17 protein-coding genes and 1 riboswitch are annotated in these 14167 nt (G+C 59.2%); of the genes, 11 read left to right on the forward strand and 6 right to left on the reverse strand.

All coding sequences use genetic code 11. The annotated features are described in order from the left end of the window. The 6 genes from HMPREF9538_RS08945 to pduF form a co-directional block, all read right to left on the reverse strand. A partial coding sequence (locus HMPREF9538_RS08945; RefSeq protein ID WP_009485652.1) for a cobalt-precorrin-5B (C(1))-methyltransferase occupies positions 1–194 on the reverse strand: 194 nt, incomplete at its 3' end. Continuing rightward, the gene (locus HMPREF9538_RS08940) at positions 191–826 is read right to left on the reverse strand and encodes a cobalt-precorrin-8 methylmutase (RefSeq protein ID WP_002915711.1); all 636 of its coding nucleotides are present in this window, start codon (positions 824–826) and stop codon (positions 191–193) included. The genes HMPREF9538_RS08940 and HMPREF9538_RS08945, both read right to left, overlap by 4 nt. 10 nt (positions 827–836) lie before the next feature. Then, positions 837–1796 carry an adenosylcobinamide-phosphate synthase CbiB gene (cbiB, locus tag HMPREF9538_RS08935; RefSeq protein ID WP_002915724.1) on the reverse strand — a complete coding sequence of 320 codons (960 nt, stop codon included), beginning with the start codon at positions 1794–1796 and terminating at the stop codon, positions 837–839. Beyond that, a complete protein-coding gene (locus tag HMPREF9538_RS08930) occupies positions 1793–3169 on the reverse strand; it encodes a cobyrinate a,c-diamide synthase (protein WP_009485653.1) in 1377 nt (458 codons plus the stop codon). The genes cbiB and HMPREF9538_RS08930 overlap by 4 nt, the downstream gene beginning before the upstream one ends. A gap of 92 nt (positions 3170–3261) precedes the next feature. Next, a riboswitch (cobalamin riboswitch) is annotated at positions 3262–3440 on the reverse strand. A 280-nt stretch (positions 3441–3720) separates the two neighbouring features. Further along, complete coding sequence (gene pocR, locus HMPREF9538_RS08925) at positions 3721–4632, reverse strand: transcriptional regulator PocR (protein ID WP_004181164.1); 912 nt, start codon at positions 4630–4632, stop codon at positions 3721–3723. Positions 4633–4835: 203 nt separating this feature from the next. Then, a complete protein-coding gene (gene pduF / locus HMPREF9538_RS08920; protein ID WP_009485655.1) occupies positions 4836–5645 on the reverse strand; it encodes a propanediol diffusion facilitator PduF in 810 nt (269 codons plus the stop codon). Positions 5646–6169: 524 nt separating this feature from the next. Between pduF and pduA the strand changes: the two genes are divergently transcribed. The 11 genes from pduA to pduM form a co-directional block, all read left to right on the forward strand. Next, positions 6170–6454, forward strand: coding sequence for a propanediol utilization microcompartment protein PduA (pduA, locus tag HMPREF9538_RS08915; protein WP_002915737.1), 285 nt, complete (start codon positions 6170–6172; stop codon positions 6452–6454). After that, positions 6451–7263, forward strand: a complete 813-nt coding sequence (gene pduB, locus HMPREF9538_RS08910) for a propanediol utilization microcompartment protein PduB (RefSeq protein WP_002915739.1) — start codon at positions 6451–6453, stop codon at positions 7261–7263. Before pduA ends, pduB begins: the two co-directional genes overlap by 4 nt. A gap of 18 nt (positions 7264–7281) precedes the next feature. Further along, the gene (gene pduC / locus HMPREF9538_RS08905) at positions 7282–8946 is read left to right on the forward strand and encodes a propanediol dehydratase large subunit PduC (protein ID WP_002915744.1); all 1665 of its coding nucleotides are present in this window, start codon (positions 7282–7284) and stop codon (positions 8944–8946) included. Positions 8947–8956: 10 nt separating this feature from the next. Continuing rightward, a complete protein-coding gene (gene pduD / locus HMPREF9538_RS08900) occupies positions 8957–9646 on the forward strand; it encodes a propanediol dehydratase medium subunit PduD (protein WP_008806302.1) in 690 nt (229 codons plus the stop codon). 14 nt (positions 9647–9660) lie between these two features. Continuing rightward, positions 9661–10185 (forward strand): propanediol dehydratase small subunit PduE, encoded by a 525-nt coding sequence (pduE, locus tag HMPREF9538_RS08895; protein ID WP_002915750.1) that lies wholly within the window; start codon positions 9661–9663, stop codon positions 10183–10185. Between the two features lie 12 nt (positions 10186–10197). Then, positions 10198–12030, forward strand: coding sequence for a diol dehydratase reactivase subunit alpha (locus HMPREF9538_RS08890; protein ID WP_009485657.1), 1833 nt, complete (start codon positions 10198–10200; stop codon positions 12028–12030). Then, positions 12020–12370 (forward strand): glycerol dehydratase reactivase beta/small subunit family protein, encoded by a 351-nt coding sequence (locus HMPREF9538_RS08885; RefSeq protein ID WP_009485658.1) that lies wholly within the window; start codon positions 12020–12022, stop codon positions 12368–12370. The genes HMPREF9538_RS08890 and HMPREF9538_RS08885 overlap by 11 nt, the downstream gene beginning before the upstream one ends. An 18-nt stretch (positions 12371–12388) precedes the next feature. Further along, positions 12389–12664: a propanediol utilization microcompartment protein PduJ gene (pduJ, locus tag HMPREF9538_RS08880; protein WP_002915806.1), complete on the forward strand. Its 276-nt coding sequence runs from the start codon at positions 12389–12391 to the stop codon at positions 12662–12664. A 21-nt stretch (positions 12665–12685) separates the two neighbouring features. After that, positions 12686–13132 (forward strand): BMC domain-containing protein, encoded by a 447-nt coding sequence (locus HMPREF9538_RS08875; RefSeq protein ID WP_002915808.1) that lies wholly within the window; start codon positions 12686–12688, stop codon positions 13130–13132. Beyond that, positions 13132–13764 carry a phosphate propanoyltransferase gene (locus HMPREF9538_RS08870; RefSeq protein ID WP_004900284.1) on the forward strand — a complete coding sequence of 211 codons (633 nt, stop codon included), beginning with the start codon at positions 13132–13134 and terminating at the stop codon, positions 13762–13764. Before HMPREF9538_RS08875 ends, HMPREF9538_RS08870 begins: the two co-directional genes overlap by 1 nt. Next, the coding region (gene pduM, locus HMPREF9538_RS08865) for a microcompartment protein PduM (RefSeq protein WP_009485659.1) at positions 13761–14167 on the forward strand (407 nt) is incomplete at its 3' end. The genes HMPREF9538_RS08870 and pduM, both read left to right, overlap by 4 nt.

The raw sequence follows: 14167 nt of genomic DNA on the forward strand, positions 1-14167 counted from the left end.
ATCGGCGGCGGGGGGGGCGGGGGGGGGGGGGGCGGGGAGGGGGTGACGATCGAGACCTGATGAATCAGATGCTGGCGCATCACCATCAGCGCCGCCACTTTTGCCGCCGCTGTGGCGCAGGAGCCGGTGGTGTAGCCCTTGCGCAGCGCTTTGCCGTGATGCCACACCGGGGCGTCAAAGGTCTGATCGCTCATTGCGCCTCCCGCAGGTGGTAAAGCAGAGCGTTCACAATCGCTGCCGCCACGTTGCTTCCCCCTTTGCGGCCGAGCGCGGCGATGGCCGGCAGGCCGCTCTCGCTGAGCGCCGCTTTCGACTCCGCCGCGCCGACGAACCCGACCGGCACCCCCACCACGCCGCCGATGGCGGTCTCGCGATGTTCCAGCAGGCGAAACAGCGCGGTTGGCGCATTGCCGAAGACGAACACTTTCTCCCCGGGCTCCTGCACCGCAATATCCACCGCCGCCATCGAGCGGGTCATCCCCCGGCTTTGCGCCTCGCGCACCACCCGCGGGTCGCTGATATAGCAGCGGCATTCGCCGCCAAAGCGGGCCAGCAGGGTTTTGTTGATCCCGGACAGCGCCATGGTGGTATCGGTATACAGCGTGCAGGGCCTGCTCAAGGCCTCACTCAGCGCGATCAGGGCATCCGGAGAAAACCACAGAATATCCAGCCAGTCGAAGTCAGCGGTGGTGTGGATCACCCGCTTGATAATCGCCTCGTGCAGCGGGCTGGCGAAACGGTAGTCCGGTCGCGTTTCGGCGATGATCTCGCTGATGATGTCGAAGCTTTTCGCCTCGATCGCCTGCGGTTGTTGGATGTACTGCATCAGGTTCTCCTCAGGCCGCGCCGACCAGCCAGTAGCGCACGCCGATAAACAGCGCCAGCGCCAGGCTTGACGCCACCCACATTAATCGAATGGTTCGGGAAATATCGTCCACCGCGATGTCGCGGACGGCGTCGCCTATCCAGGGCTTTTCAACGCGCTGGCCGAAGTAATCGTTCGGGCCGCCAAGGCGGATCCCCAGCGCGCCGGCGACGGTCGCTTCCGGCCAGGCGCAGTTAGGACTGCTGTGCTGATAGCGATCGCGCCAGCCCGTACGCAGCGCCCGGGCGCCATCTTCCCGGCATAGCACCGCGGCAAGGCTGAGCAGCAGCCAGCTCAGCCGGGCGGGAAGGAAGTTGGCTACATCATCAAGACGGGCGCTGACCATGCCGATCGCCCGGTATTTTTCGTGTTTATAGCCGACCATGGAATCGAGGGTGTTGACCGCTTTATAGGCCATGGCCAGCGGCGCGCCGCCGAGGAGCAGGAAAAAGAGCGGCGCGATAATGCCATCCACCGTGTTCTCCGCCACGGTCTCCACCACCGCACGGTTGATCTGCGCTGGCTGGAGCTGAGAGGTATCGCGCCCGACAATCCAGGAGAGCTTATGCCGGCTTTCGGCGAGATCTCCGGCCTGCAGCGGCCGGGCCACCGCCATCGCCGACTGTGCCAGACAGCGTCCCGCCAGCGCGGTGAAGATCATCCACACTTCCACCAGCCATCCAAGCCAGGGGTGGATCCCGTGCGCCAGCGCCAGTACGCCCCAGGCCACGCCCCATGTCAGACCGATAACCACCAGCCACATCACCCCGCCGCCGATGCGCAGCGCCCGGTCGCTATGGCAGACGCGTCGCACTACACGCTGGCTGACGGCGATCAGGCGACCTATCCAGCGCACCGGATGCGGCCAGTGCGGCGGATCGCCAATGACGACATCAAGTATCCAGGCTACACACCAGGCGAGAAGGGTCATAGCGCCCTCCTTGCTGCCCGCAACCAGTGGTTGAGCATGGTGGGACGCTGGGCAAAATGGACATGGAGATAGCTGGCAAAGGCGCTGCCGGACTGCCATCCTCCCTGCCACTGCTGGAGCGTCTTACCGTCTCGCTGTTTACGGCAGGCCAGTACGGCGGGGGTGGCGGGAGAAAAATCGGAGTAATGAAATTCATGGCCGCGCAGCCACTCGCCAGGGGCTGCCAGCAGCGTCTGCTGCTGCGCCTGCGCTTCGCAGTAGCCGAACCGGGTCAGACGCGTCCCCATTCGGCTGTGTCCGGGAATAATATCCGCCATCGTGTAGCGCTCGCCGCTGGTGACTTCCAGGGTCGTGCCCAGATACATCAGGCCGCCGCACTCGGCGTAGATCGCCACCCCGCGCCGGTGCGCCGCGCGAAGCTGTGTCAGCATCTCGTGGTTAGCGGATAGCACGGCCGCATGCAGCTCCGGATAGCCGCCGCCGAGCCAGATCATCTGGCAGGCCGGCAGCTGGCGATCGCGTAGTGGGCTAAAGCGCACCATCTTCACGCCGCAGCGCGCCAGCAGCGCCAGGTTATCGGGGTAATAAAAATTGAAGGCCTCATCGTCGGCGAGGGCCAGCGTCAGTCCTTCGCCGGCATCGGCGGCAAGCTGTTCTCCCCACTCGCCGATCGGCATGGCGGCCAGTTCGCTGAGGGCCAGCAGCCGGTCTATGTCGAGGGTGCGCCCCAGCAGGCTGGCAAAATCCCGCCATGCCTGCTGATTGACCACCGACTCGCGGGCGGTCACCAGTCCCAGATGTCGTTCGGGCAGCGCCACGCCTTCCACGCGCGGCACATAGCCGAGCACTGGCACCTGACAGTAGCGCTCAATGGCGCTTTTCAGCAGCTGGAAGTGCGCGTCGCTGTTGACCCGATTGACGATAACGCCAGCGATGTCGAGAGCCGGATCAAAATGTTGAAAACCCATCACCGTGGCGGCGATGGAGGTCGACACCGCTTTGCCATCCACCAGCAAAATCACCGGGCAGCCAAGCTGCTTAGCCATTGCCGCGCTGCTGCAGTAGTTAGGGTCGATGCCGTAGCCGTCATACAGGCCCATCACCCCTTCGATAACCGCGATGTCGGCCTGCTGTAGCTGTTCGGTAAACAGCGCGTTGAGTATCGGGGCGGGAAGCATAAAGCTGTCGAGATTGCGGGAAGCGATGCCGCTGATGGCGGTGTGCCAGGCGGTATCCAGGTAGTCAGGCCCGACTTTACAGGGTTGCACCCGCATACCGCGCTGTTGGAGCAAGCTGAGCAGGCCGAGCGTAACGGTGGTTTTGCCACAACCGCTGCCGGTACCCGCAAGAATGAACGCACGCCTGGTTGCCATACCCTGTCCTGTTCTGGCGGTCAGGGTATAGCTACGCGCATGCCTGGTCCTGCGACCACGCACCGCTAAGCCACCCACTTCCCACCGAAGTTGTTGGTCAGTTACCGGCAGGCAGGTCTTCTGGCTTAGCCTCGTTCTCGCCCGCCCTTCCCAATCTTTCGATCAGTGGTTTTTGCGGGGTCGTCAGCATCACAGCAGCGGGGGCTGCGGGGGATTTACACCCCCTTCCCTGACACCAAACTGGTGTCGAACCTGTCGGTTTGTTTCGCCGATGCACCCTGCATCGACGGGTATTACTTTATGTTTTCTTTTACCGTTTCATCATTCGTCACAATGACGTCAGTGAGGAAAGCGGTGTTGTGATAATCAGCTTTCTCGTATTAACGGACACTCTATCTCATCACAAAAATAAAAACTGGTGTAGTTTATCCCTCGAATATCACTATTTTGTTGCGCTATGACAATTTATTGCTCTACTGTCGTTTTTTTCATTTTATATTGATGAAGATACTCGGGGATATCAAAAATCGGCAATAGCAAAATATTGTCATTTAAAAAGACTCAGTTTGTGATCCGGCATTAATTTGCTGACGAAATGCCTGCGGCGTTACCTGATAGGTCTGGCGAAACACTTTGCAAAAATAGCTGGTTTGCGAAAAACCTAAATTCCGCGCGATGCTGGCGATGCTCCAGTCGCTGTGGCATAGCAGCTCTTTTGCGCTCGCCATCCGCTGCTGATTGACCCAGGCGTTAAAACCGATCCCCTGATACTTTTTAAACAGTTTGCTGAAGTAGTACGGGCTGAGATAGACATGCGCCGCCACATCCTCCAGACGCAGCTCATCGGAGAGATGCGCGTCGATATAGCGCAGCGCCTTCTTCATTTTGCCATCGTGCGGCGAGGGCGCCCGGCTGGCCTGCGCCGGATCGTTCTGCGACGGGTTATCTTTGATAACCACAAAGTTGAGCTGTTTTTTCAGGCAATTCTCGACGATCAGCTTCAGCAGATCCGCCGAAGCGATAACCCGCGAATAGTCCATCTCCGGCACATCGCGAAACGCCTGGACCAGCGCCGGATCGTCCTGCCAGCGGTCATCGACGTTCAAGATATCAACCAGTTCAACATCATTGCTCAGACGCACCTGCCCGCACAGCACGAAACCGACCAGGTGGCCGGCGATCACCAGCGGGATGGAAAAATCGGTTAACCCCGCATGACAGCGGTAGATACACAGCTGGTCTTTTTTCGAGGCTTCCAGCCCGCCGCAGCGGTCGCTCATGCGACAGCGTCCGCTGTGCTCCGGGTGCTGACGCATCAGCTGGCAAAACGGCGTGAAATTAAACAATTCAGAAATCTCATCACCGTGAATATTGACGACCACAACCGCCAGACTGGTGGCTTGCGCAAAATCCTGTGCGATTTTATTGATGAGTTCTGAGTTCAAGGTACTCGCAGAAATCATGATAAAACCCCTCAGTTAATTTTTTGTTATAAATAAAACATATTTTTCATATTTACCTTTTTTAGCATCAGATCCCATCGACGATAAAAAAGTGCATTGACAATAACAAAAGTCTCCCAACCCGGGGAGACTTTTTGAGCGGTTCGTGATATCGGTTCATGAAATTAGCCTGGCTATTTCACAGATACATTCCCCTTATGACGCTAACGCGTATTTTCTTCCTCCACGCAGGTATGACAGGGCAGATTATTGGCGATAAGAAAACGATAAATTGCGGCGCCGAGGCAGGCCCCTAACAACGGTGCGATAATGGGCACGATAAAATAGGGAATATTTCTTCCCCCGGTCATGGCGATATTGCCCCACCCGGCGAACCAGGTGAACAATTTCGGGCCAAAATCGCGTGCCGGATTCATCGCGAAGCCGGTAAGCGGCCCGGTCGAGGCGCCGATCACCGCCACCAGAATGCCAATCAACAGCGGCGCCAGTGGGCCCTTGGGTACGCCGTTGCCATCATCGGTGAGCGCCATGATCATCCCCATCAGCATCGAGGTGATCACCACCTCCACCAGCGCCGCATGCCAGATGCTGAGCTCAGGCGCCGGGTAGGTACTGAATATACTGGCCAGCTGCAGGCTTTCCAGGCTGCCACGCACCATATGATGCACCGTTTCAAATTGCGTAAACAGGGTGCTGTAAAGTATCCAGGCCAGCACGGCGCCGCCAAACGCGCCGGCGACCTGAGCCACGATATAGGGCACCACTTTTCTGCCCGGGAAGCAGGCAAACAGCCACAGGGCGACGGTGACCGCAGGGTTCAGATGTCCCCCCGAAATGCCGGCCGTCAGGTACACCGCCAGAGAAATACCCAGTCCCCAGATAATACAGATCTCCCACAGCCCCAGGCTGGCGCCGGTCAGTTTCAGGGCGCTCAGGCAGCAGATACCAAAAAACAGAAACAGCCCGGTGCCTAAAAACTCGGCGATACATTGCGCGCGTAAAGAACCATTCATTGTGACACCTCGTGACGAAGTTCGTGTCCAGGCCAGCTAACCATCCGCTGGCTCGTTGGGTACGGCGAGGCCCACTATAGAAACCGGCAGCGGCAAAGTGTTGGCATCCTGCGGAAATCGGGCGGCGTAAAGTCGCCGAAGAAGAATAATTTATTGCTATTTGTTCGCGAATCCATGCAGCAATGGCGGGCGTTCAGGGGGTATTTTAATTTCCAACTAAATGATAAAAAATTGCGAAAGCGCAGTGCTTATTTTCCAACAAATATCACATCACGCAAAATATCGCATAGCAAAAACAATTTAAAAAATCACCTCTTAAAATGTAAATACGGAGCGTGAATTGCAATATAATCACATTTATAAAAACAACAAAATCAAATAAAAACAACGATATAAAATAAAATTAATCCATTTTATATTATATAAAAACCACTATTTTTTCGATCTCCACCATCAACTCAGCCATTCTTTTTCGCCGCTCCGCCATATAGTTCCCTCACTGGCACATATCCTGCGAGGTCTTTATGCAACAAGAAGCATTAGGAATGGTAGAAACCAAAGGCTTAACCGCAGCCATAGAGGCCGCTGACGCAATGGTTAAGTCGGCCAACGTTTTATTAGTTGGCTATGAAAGGATCGGTTCAGGCCTGGTGACCGTCATCGTGCGTGGCGACGTGGGGGCAGTTAAAGCCGCCACCGACGCCGGTGCCGCCGCAGCCCGCCACGTGGGCGAAGTGAAAGCCGTACACGTCATTCCCCGCCCCCATACCGATGTTGAAAAAATCTTACCGAAGGGGAATAGCCAATGAGCAGCAATGAGCTGGTTGAACAGATCATGGCGCAAGTCATAGCCCGTGTGGCGACGCCAGAGCAGCAGGCGCTTCCCGATACCCCCCATCCCACAGGAGAGACGGCTATGGCAGAGAAAAGCTGCAGCTTAACGGAATTTGTCGGGACCGCCATTGGCGACACCCTCGGGCTGGTCATCGCCAACGTGGATGCCGCGTTGCTGGAGGCGATGAAGCTCGAAAAACGCTATCGCTCTATCGGCATCCTCGGCGCCCGCACCGGCGCCGGGCCGCACATCATGGCCGCCGATGAAGCGGTCAAAGCCACCAACACCGAAGTGGTCAGCATTGAGCTTCCTCGCGACACCAAAGGCGGCGCCGGCCATGGCTCGCTGATTGTGCTGGGCGGGAATGATGTTTCCGACGTCAAACGCGGGATTGAGGTCGCGCTGAAAGAGCTGGACCGTACCTTCGGCGATGTCTACGGCAACGAAGCGGGTCATATTGAGCTGCAGTATACCGCGCGCGCCAGTTATGCCCTGGAAAAAGCGTTCGGCGCCCCACTGGGCCGCGCCTGCGGCATTATCGTCGGCGCCCCGGCGTCCGTTGGCGTGCTGATGGCCGATACCGCGCTGAAATCAGCCAACGTCGAGGTGGTGGCTTACAGCTCACCGGCCCACGGCACCAGTTTCAGCAACGAAGCCATTCTGGTGATTTCCGGCGACTCCGGCGCGGTGCGCCAGGCGGTGATCTCCGCCCGGGAAATCGGCAAAACCGTACTGGCGACGCTGGGCGCCGAACCGAAAAACGATCGCCCCTCCTACATTTAATACCCGCGAGGCTGATTCATGAGATCGAAAAGATTTGAAGCACTGGCGAAACGCCCTGTGAATCAGGATGGTTTCGTTAAGGAGTGGATTGAAGAGGGCTTTATCGCGATGGAAAGCCCTAACGATCCCAAACCTTCTATCCGCATCGTCAACGGCGCGGTGACCGAACTCGACGGTAAACCGGTTGAGCAGTTCGACCTGATTGACCACTTTATCGCGCGCTACGGCATTAATCTCGCCCGGGCCGAAGAAGTGATGGCCATGGATTCGGTTAAGCTCGCCAACATGCTCTGCGACCCGAACGTTAAACGCAGCGACATCGTGCCGCTCACTACCGCGATGACCCCGGCGAAAATCGTGGAAGTGGTGTCGCATATGAACGTGGTCGAGATGATGATGGCGATGCAAAAAATGCGCGCCCGCCGCACGCCGTCCCAGCAGGCGCATGTCACTAATATCAAAGACAATCCGGTACAGATTGCCGCCGACGCCGCTGAAGGCGCATGGCGCGGCTTTGACGAGCAGGAGACCACCGTCGCCGTGGCGCGCTACGCGCCGTTCAACGCCATCGCCCTGCTGGTCGGTTCACAGGTTGGCCGTCCCGGCGTCCTCACCCAGTGTTCGCTGGAAGAAGCCACCGAGCTGAAACTGGGCATGCTGGGCCACACCTGCTATGCCGAAACCATTTCGGTATACGGTACGGAACCGGTGTTTACCGATGGCGATGACACCCCGTGGTCGAAAGGCTTCCTCGCCTCCTCCTACGCCTCGCGCGGCCTGAAAATGCGCTTTACCTCCGGCTCCGGCTCGGAGGTGCAGATGGGCTATGCCGAAGGCAAATCGATGCTTTATCTCGAAGCGCGCTGCATCTACATCACCAAAGCCGCCGGGGTGCAAGGCCTGCAGAATGGCTCCGTCAGCTGTATCGGCGTGCCGTCCGCCGTGCCGTCCGGGATCCGCGCCGTACTGGCGGAAAACCTGATCTGCTCAGCGCTGGATCTGGAGTGCGCCTCCAGCAACGATCAAACCTTTACCCACTCGGATATGCGGCGTACCGCGCGTCTGCTGATGCAGTTCCTGCCAGGCACCGACTTCATCTCCTCCGGTTACTCGGCGGTGCCGAACTACGACAACATGTTCGCCGGTTCCAACGAAGATGCCGAAGACTTCGATGACTACAACGTGATCCAGCGCGACCTGAAGGTCGATGGCGGCCTGCGGCCGGTGCGTGAAGAGGACGTGATCGCCATTCGCAACAAAGCCGCCCGCGCGCTGCAGGCGGTATTTGCCGGCATGGGTTTGCCGCCTATTACGGATGAAGAGGTAGAAGCCGCCACCTACGCCCACGGTTCAAAAGATATGCCTGAGCGCAATATCGTCGAGGACATCAAGTTTGCTCAGGAGATCATCAACAAGAACCGCAACGGCCTGGAGGTGGTGAAAGCCCTGGCGAAAGGCGGCTTCCCCGATGTCGCCCAGGACATGCTCAATATTCAGAAAGCCAAGCTCACCGGCGACTACCTGCATACCTCCGCCATCATTGTTGGCGAGGGCCAGGTGCTCTCGGCCGTGAATGACGTGAACGATTATGCCGGTCCGGCAACAGGCTACCGCCTGCAAGGCGAGCGCTGGGAAGAGATTAAAAATATCCCGGGCGCGCTCGATCCCAATGAACTTGGCTAAGGGGTGAAAAATGGAAATTAACGAAACGCTGCTGCGCCAGATTATCGAAGAGGTGCTGTCGGAGATGAAATCAGGCGCAGATAAGCCGGTCTCCTTTAGCGCGCCTGCGGCTTCTGTCGCCTCTGCCGCACCGGTCGCCGTTGCGCCTGTGTCCGGCGACAGCTTCCTGACGGAAATCGGCGAAGCCAAACCCGGCACGCAGCAGGATGAAGTCATTATTGCCGTCGGGCCAGCGTTTGGTCTGGCGCAAACCGCCAATATCGTCGGCATTCCGCATAAAAATATTCTGCGCGAAGTGATCGCCGGCATTGAGGAAGAAGGCATCAAAGCCCGGGTGATCCGCTGCTTTAAGTCATCTGACGTCGCCTTCGTGGCAGTGGAAGGCAACCGCCTGAGCGGCTCCGGCATCTCGATCGGTATTCAGTCGAAAGGCACCACCGTCATCCACCAGCGCGGCCTGCCGCCGCTTTCCAACCTGGAACTCTTCCCGCAGGCGCCGCTGCTGACGCTGGAAACCTACCGTCAGATTGGCAAAAACGCCGCGCGCTACGCCAAACGCGAGTCGCCGCAGCCGGTGCCGACGCTTAACGATCAGATGGCTCGTCCCAAATACCAGGCGAAGTCGGCCATTTTGCACATTAAAGAGACCAAATACGTGGTGACGGGCAAAAACCCGCAGGAACTGCGCGTGGCGCTTTAACAAAGGATATCCCGATGAATACCGACGCAATTGAATCCATGGTACGCGACGTGCTGAGCCGGATGAACAGCCTACAGGACGGGATAACGCCCGCGCCAGCCGCGCCGACAAACGACACCGTTCGCCAGCCAAAAGTTAGCGACTACCCGTTAGCGACCCGCCATCCGGAGTGGGTCAAAACCGCTACCAATAAAACGCTCGATGACCTGACGCTGGAGAACGTATTAAGCGATCGCGTTACGGCGCAGGACATGCGCATCACTCCGGAAACGCTGCGTATGCAGGCGGCGATCGCCCAGGATGCCGGACGCGATCGGCTGGCGATGAACTTTGAGCGGGCCGCAGAGCTCACCGCGGTTCCCGACGACCGAATCCTTGAGATCTACAACGCCCTGCGCCCATACCGTTCCACCCAGGCGGAGCTACTGGCGATCGCTGATGACCTCGAGCATCGCTACCAGGCACGACTCTGTGCCGCCTTTGTTCGGGAAGCTGCCGGGCTGTACATCGAGCGTAAGAAGCTGAAAGGCGACGATTAACAGGGGGTAAGCATGCGCTATATCGCTGGCATTGATATTGGCAACTCCTCGACAGAAGTCGCCCTGGCGACGGTCGATGACGCAGGTGTGCTGAACATTCGCCACAGCGCGTTGGCTGAAACCACGGGTATAAAAGGCACATTACGAAATGTGTTCGGTATCCAGGAGGCGCTAACGCAGGCGGCAAAAGCGGCCGGCATTCAGCTCAGCGATATTTCGCTTATTCGCATTAACGAAGCCACGCCGGTCATTGGCGATGTGGCGATGGAAACCATCACGGAAACCATCATCACCGAGTCCACCATGATCGGCCATAACCCGAAGACACCCGGCGGCGTCGGACTGGGGGTCGGCATCACCATCACACCAGAGGCGCTGCTGTCCTGCTCCGCGGACACTCCCTATATTCTGGTGGTCTCCTCGGCCTTTGACTTTGCCGATGTCGCCGCGATGGTCAATGCGGCAACGGCAGCGGGCTATCAGATAACCGGCATTATTTTGCAGCAGGATGACGGCGTGCTGGTCAATAACCGGCTACAGCAACCGCTACCGGTGATCGACGAAGTTCAGCATATCGACCGGATTCCACTTGGCATGCTGGCGGCCGTCGAGGTCGCTTTACCCGGTAAGATCATCGAAACGCTCTCCAACCCCTACGGTATTGCGACCGTTTTCGATCTCAACGCCGAGGAGACCAAAAATATCGTGCCAATGGCGCGGGCGCTGATTGGCAACCGCTCGGCCGTGGTGGTGAAAACCCCCTCCGGCGACGTCAAGGCCCGCGCTATTCCGGCAGGTAATCTGTTGCTCATCGCTCAGGGGCGCAGCGTACAGGTTGATGTGGCCGCCGGGGCGGAAGCCATCATGAAAGCGGTTGACGGCTGCGGCAAACTGGACAACGTCGCGGGAGAAGCGGGCACCAATATCGGCGGCATGCTAGAGCACGTGCGCCAGACCATGGCGGAGCTTACCAATAAGCCAGCTCAGGAGATCCGCATTCAGGATCTGCTGGCCGTTGATACGGCGGTGCCAGTCAGCGTGACCGGCGGTCTTGCGGGGGAGTTCTCGCTGGAGCAGGCGGTGGGTATCGCCTCGATGGTCAAGTCGGATCGCCTGCAGATGGCCCTCATCGCCCGTGAAATTGAGCACAAACTGCAGATTGCGGTTCAGGTGGGCGGCGCCGAAGCGGAGGCGGCCATTCTTGGGGCGCTCACCACTCCCGGCACCACGCGCCCGCTGGCGATCCTCGATCTGGGCGCCGGGTCGACCGACGCCTCCATTATCAATGCGCAGGGAGAGATCAGCGCCACTCACCTGGCCGGCGCCGGCGATATGGTCACGATGATCATCGCCCGCGAGCTGGGGCTTGAGGACCGCTACCTGGCGGAAGAGATCAAAAAATATCCGCTGGCAAAAGTCGAAAGCCTGTTTCATCTGCGTCATGAAGACGGCAGCGTCCAGTTTTTTCCATCGGCCTTACCACCGGCGGTATTTGCCCGCGTCTGCGTGGTGAAACCGGATGAACTGGTTCCTCTGCCCGGCGATCTGCCGCTGGAGAAAGTGCGCGCCATTCGCCGTAGCGCCAAATCACGCGTCTTTGTCACCAACGCCCTGCGAGCGTTACGCCAGGTGAGCCCTACCGGCAACATTCGCGACATCCCGTTCGTGGTGCTGGTGGGCGGCTCGTCCCTCGATTTCGAGATCCCCCAGCTGGTCACCGACGCGCTGGCGCACTACCGGCTGGTTGCCGGGCGCGGCAACATCCGCGGCTGTGAAGGCCCACGCAATGCGGTCGCCAGCGGATTACTCCTTTCCTGGCAAAAAGGAGGCACACATGGAGAGTAGCGTAGTCGCCCCCGCCATCGTCATTGCCGTCACTGACGAATGCAGCGAACAGTGGCGCGATGTCCTGCTGGGCATTGAAGAGGAAGGCATTCCTTTTGTTCTGCAGCCGCAGACCGGCGGCGATCTTATCCATCACGCCTGGCAGGCGGCGCAGCGTTCGCCGCTACAGGTAGGCATCGCCTGCGACCGGGAACGGCTCATCGTGCACTACAAAAATTTACCCGCATCAACTCCGCTGTTTTCGCTGATGTATCACCAGAACAGGCTGTCCCGGCGAAACACTGGCAACAATGCGGCTCGTCTCGTCAAAGGGATCCCATTTCGGGATCGCCATGCTTAATCCACAGGAGAACGCAGTATGAATAACGCACTAGGACTGGTTGAAACGAAAGGCCTGGTTGGCGCCATTGAAGCCGCTGATGCAATGGTGAAATCCGCCAACGTGCAGTTGATTGGTTACGAAAAAATTGGCTCCGGGCTGATTACCGTGATGGTCCGCGGAGACGTCGGCGCGGTCAAAGCCGCCGTTGACGCCGGCAGCGCGGCGGCCAGCGTGGTCGGCGAGGTCAAGTCCAGCCATGTGATCCCGCGCCCGCATAGCGATGTTGAGGCCATTCTGCCGAAATCCGTCTGACCCTGAAAAAAGGAGCACCGCGTGAAGCAATCACTGGGATTACTTGAGGTCAGCGGTCTGGCCCTGGCCATCACCTGCGCCGACGCTATGGCGAAAGCGGCCGCCATCACGCTGCTCGCCCTGGAAAAGACCAACGGTTCCGGCTGGATGGTGGTGAAGATCGCCGGTGATGTGGCCTCTGTCCAGGCGGCGGTGATGACCGGGGCCGAACTCGCCGAACGGCAGCAGGGGCTGGTAGCGCAGAAGGTTATCGCCAGGCCCGGGGAAGGCCTGCTGCCGGCCCGCGTCCAGGCGCCTTCACCAGCGCCTGACGTCGCCGTGACGGAGGAGAACACGGCCCTCACAGACGCCCCCTCCCACTCTACGGAGCGGGTGACCTGCAACCTGTGCCTGGACCCACACTGCCCACGACAAAAAGGCGATCCCCGCTCGCAGTGCCTGCACGCCGGTAAACGAGGTGACGCGTAATGGATAAACAACAGCTGGCTTCGACAGTCAACAAAGTGCTGGATGAGATGCGCCAGCGTCCCATTCCAATCGGTATCTCCAGTCGCCATATCCATTTAGCGGCGGCTGACTATGCCAGGCTTTTTCCCGCGCAGCCCATCCAGCCGAAAAAAGCGCTGCTGCAGCCGGGACAATATGCTGCAGAGCAGACGGTGACCCTGGTTGGCCCCAAAGGGCGATTAAACAACGTGCGCCTGCTCGGCCCTTTGCGCCAGACCAGCCAGGTGGAAATCTCACGCACCGACGCCCGGATCCTCGGTATCGCCGCGCCGCTGCGCATGTCCGGCAATCTGCAGGGCACGCCGGGGATCCGCCTGATAAGCCCCTTTGCCGAACTGGAGCTGAGCGGCGGGACGATTGTTGCCCAGCGACATATTCATATGTCGCCACTTGATGCGTTGATCCTGCGCGTCTCCCATGGCGATAGCGTCGCGGTGGCGATCGAAGGCAGCGACAGGCGGCTTATCTTCGACAACGTGGCGGTCCGCGTTGCCCCGGATATGCGTCTTGAGATGCACATCGATACTGACGAAGCCAATGCGGCAGGCGCTGACGCTGCGAAAGCCTGGGCAACGCTGGTGACGAAGCCATGAACCACGCGATGCTGCAGCGTATCGTCGAAGAGGTCGCCGCCCGTCTGCGCCATCGCGCCCTCAGCACGGCCACGCTCAGCGTGGCCCAGCTCGGCGAAGCGGATATCCGCAGCCTGCTGTGCCAGCACGCTTCGCTGCGCATCGTGCAAGTCGATTTACCGCTGCTGGAGCAGCTTGCCGGCCAGCGTGCGCTGGCGGCAGCCGGTTGCGCACTGCATGAGGCGATGGCCTGGGGCGTTCGGGTACAGCTAACGCTGCTTCCCGCCCTGCTCCCCGCGCTGGCGGTAAAAAAACTCGCCCGCTTGCCGCTGACGTTCAGCGATCCGCTTGGCCAGCCCGTCAGGCTTCACGCCGCGTCGGTGCTCACCTATGCCGACGTAGCCCGTTTCAGTGGCGGCTATCT

It is taken from the genome of Klebsiella sp. MS 92-3 (assembly GCF_000195655.1).
In the GTDB taxonomy this organism is placed as follows: Bacteria; Pseudomonadota; Gammaproteobacteria; order Enterobacterales; family Enterobacteriaceae; genus Klebsiella; species Klebsiella pneumoniae.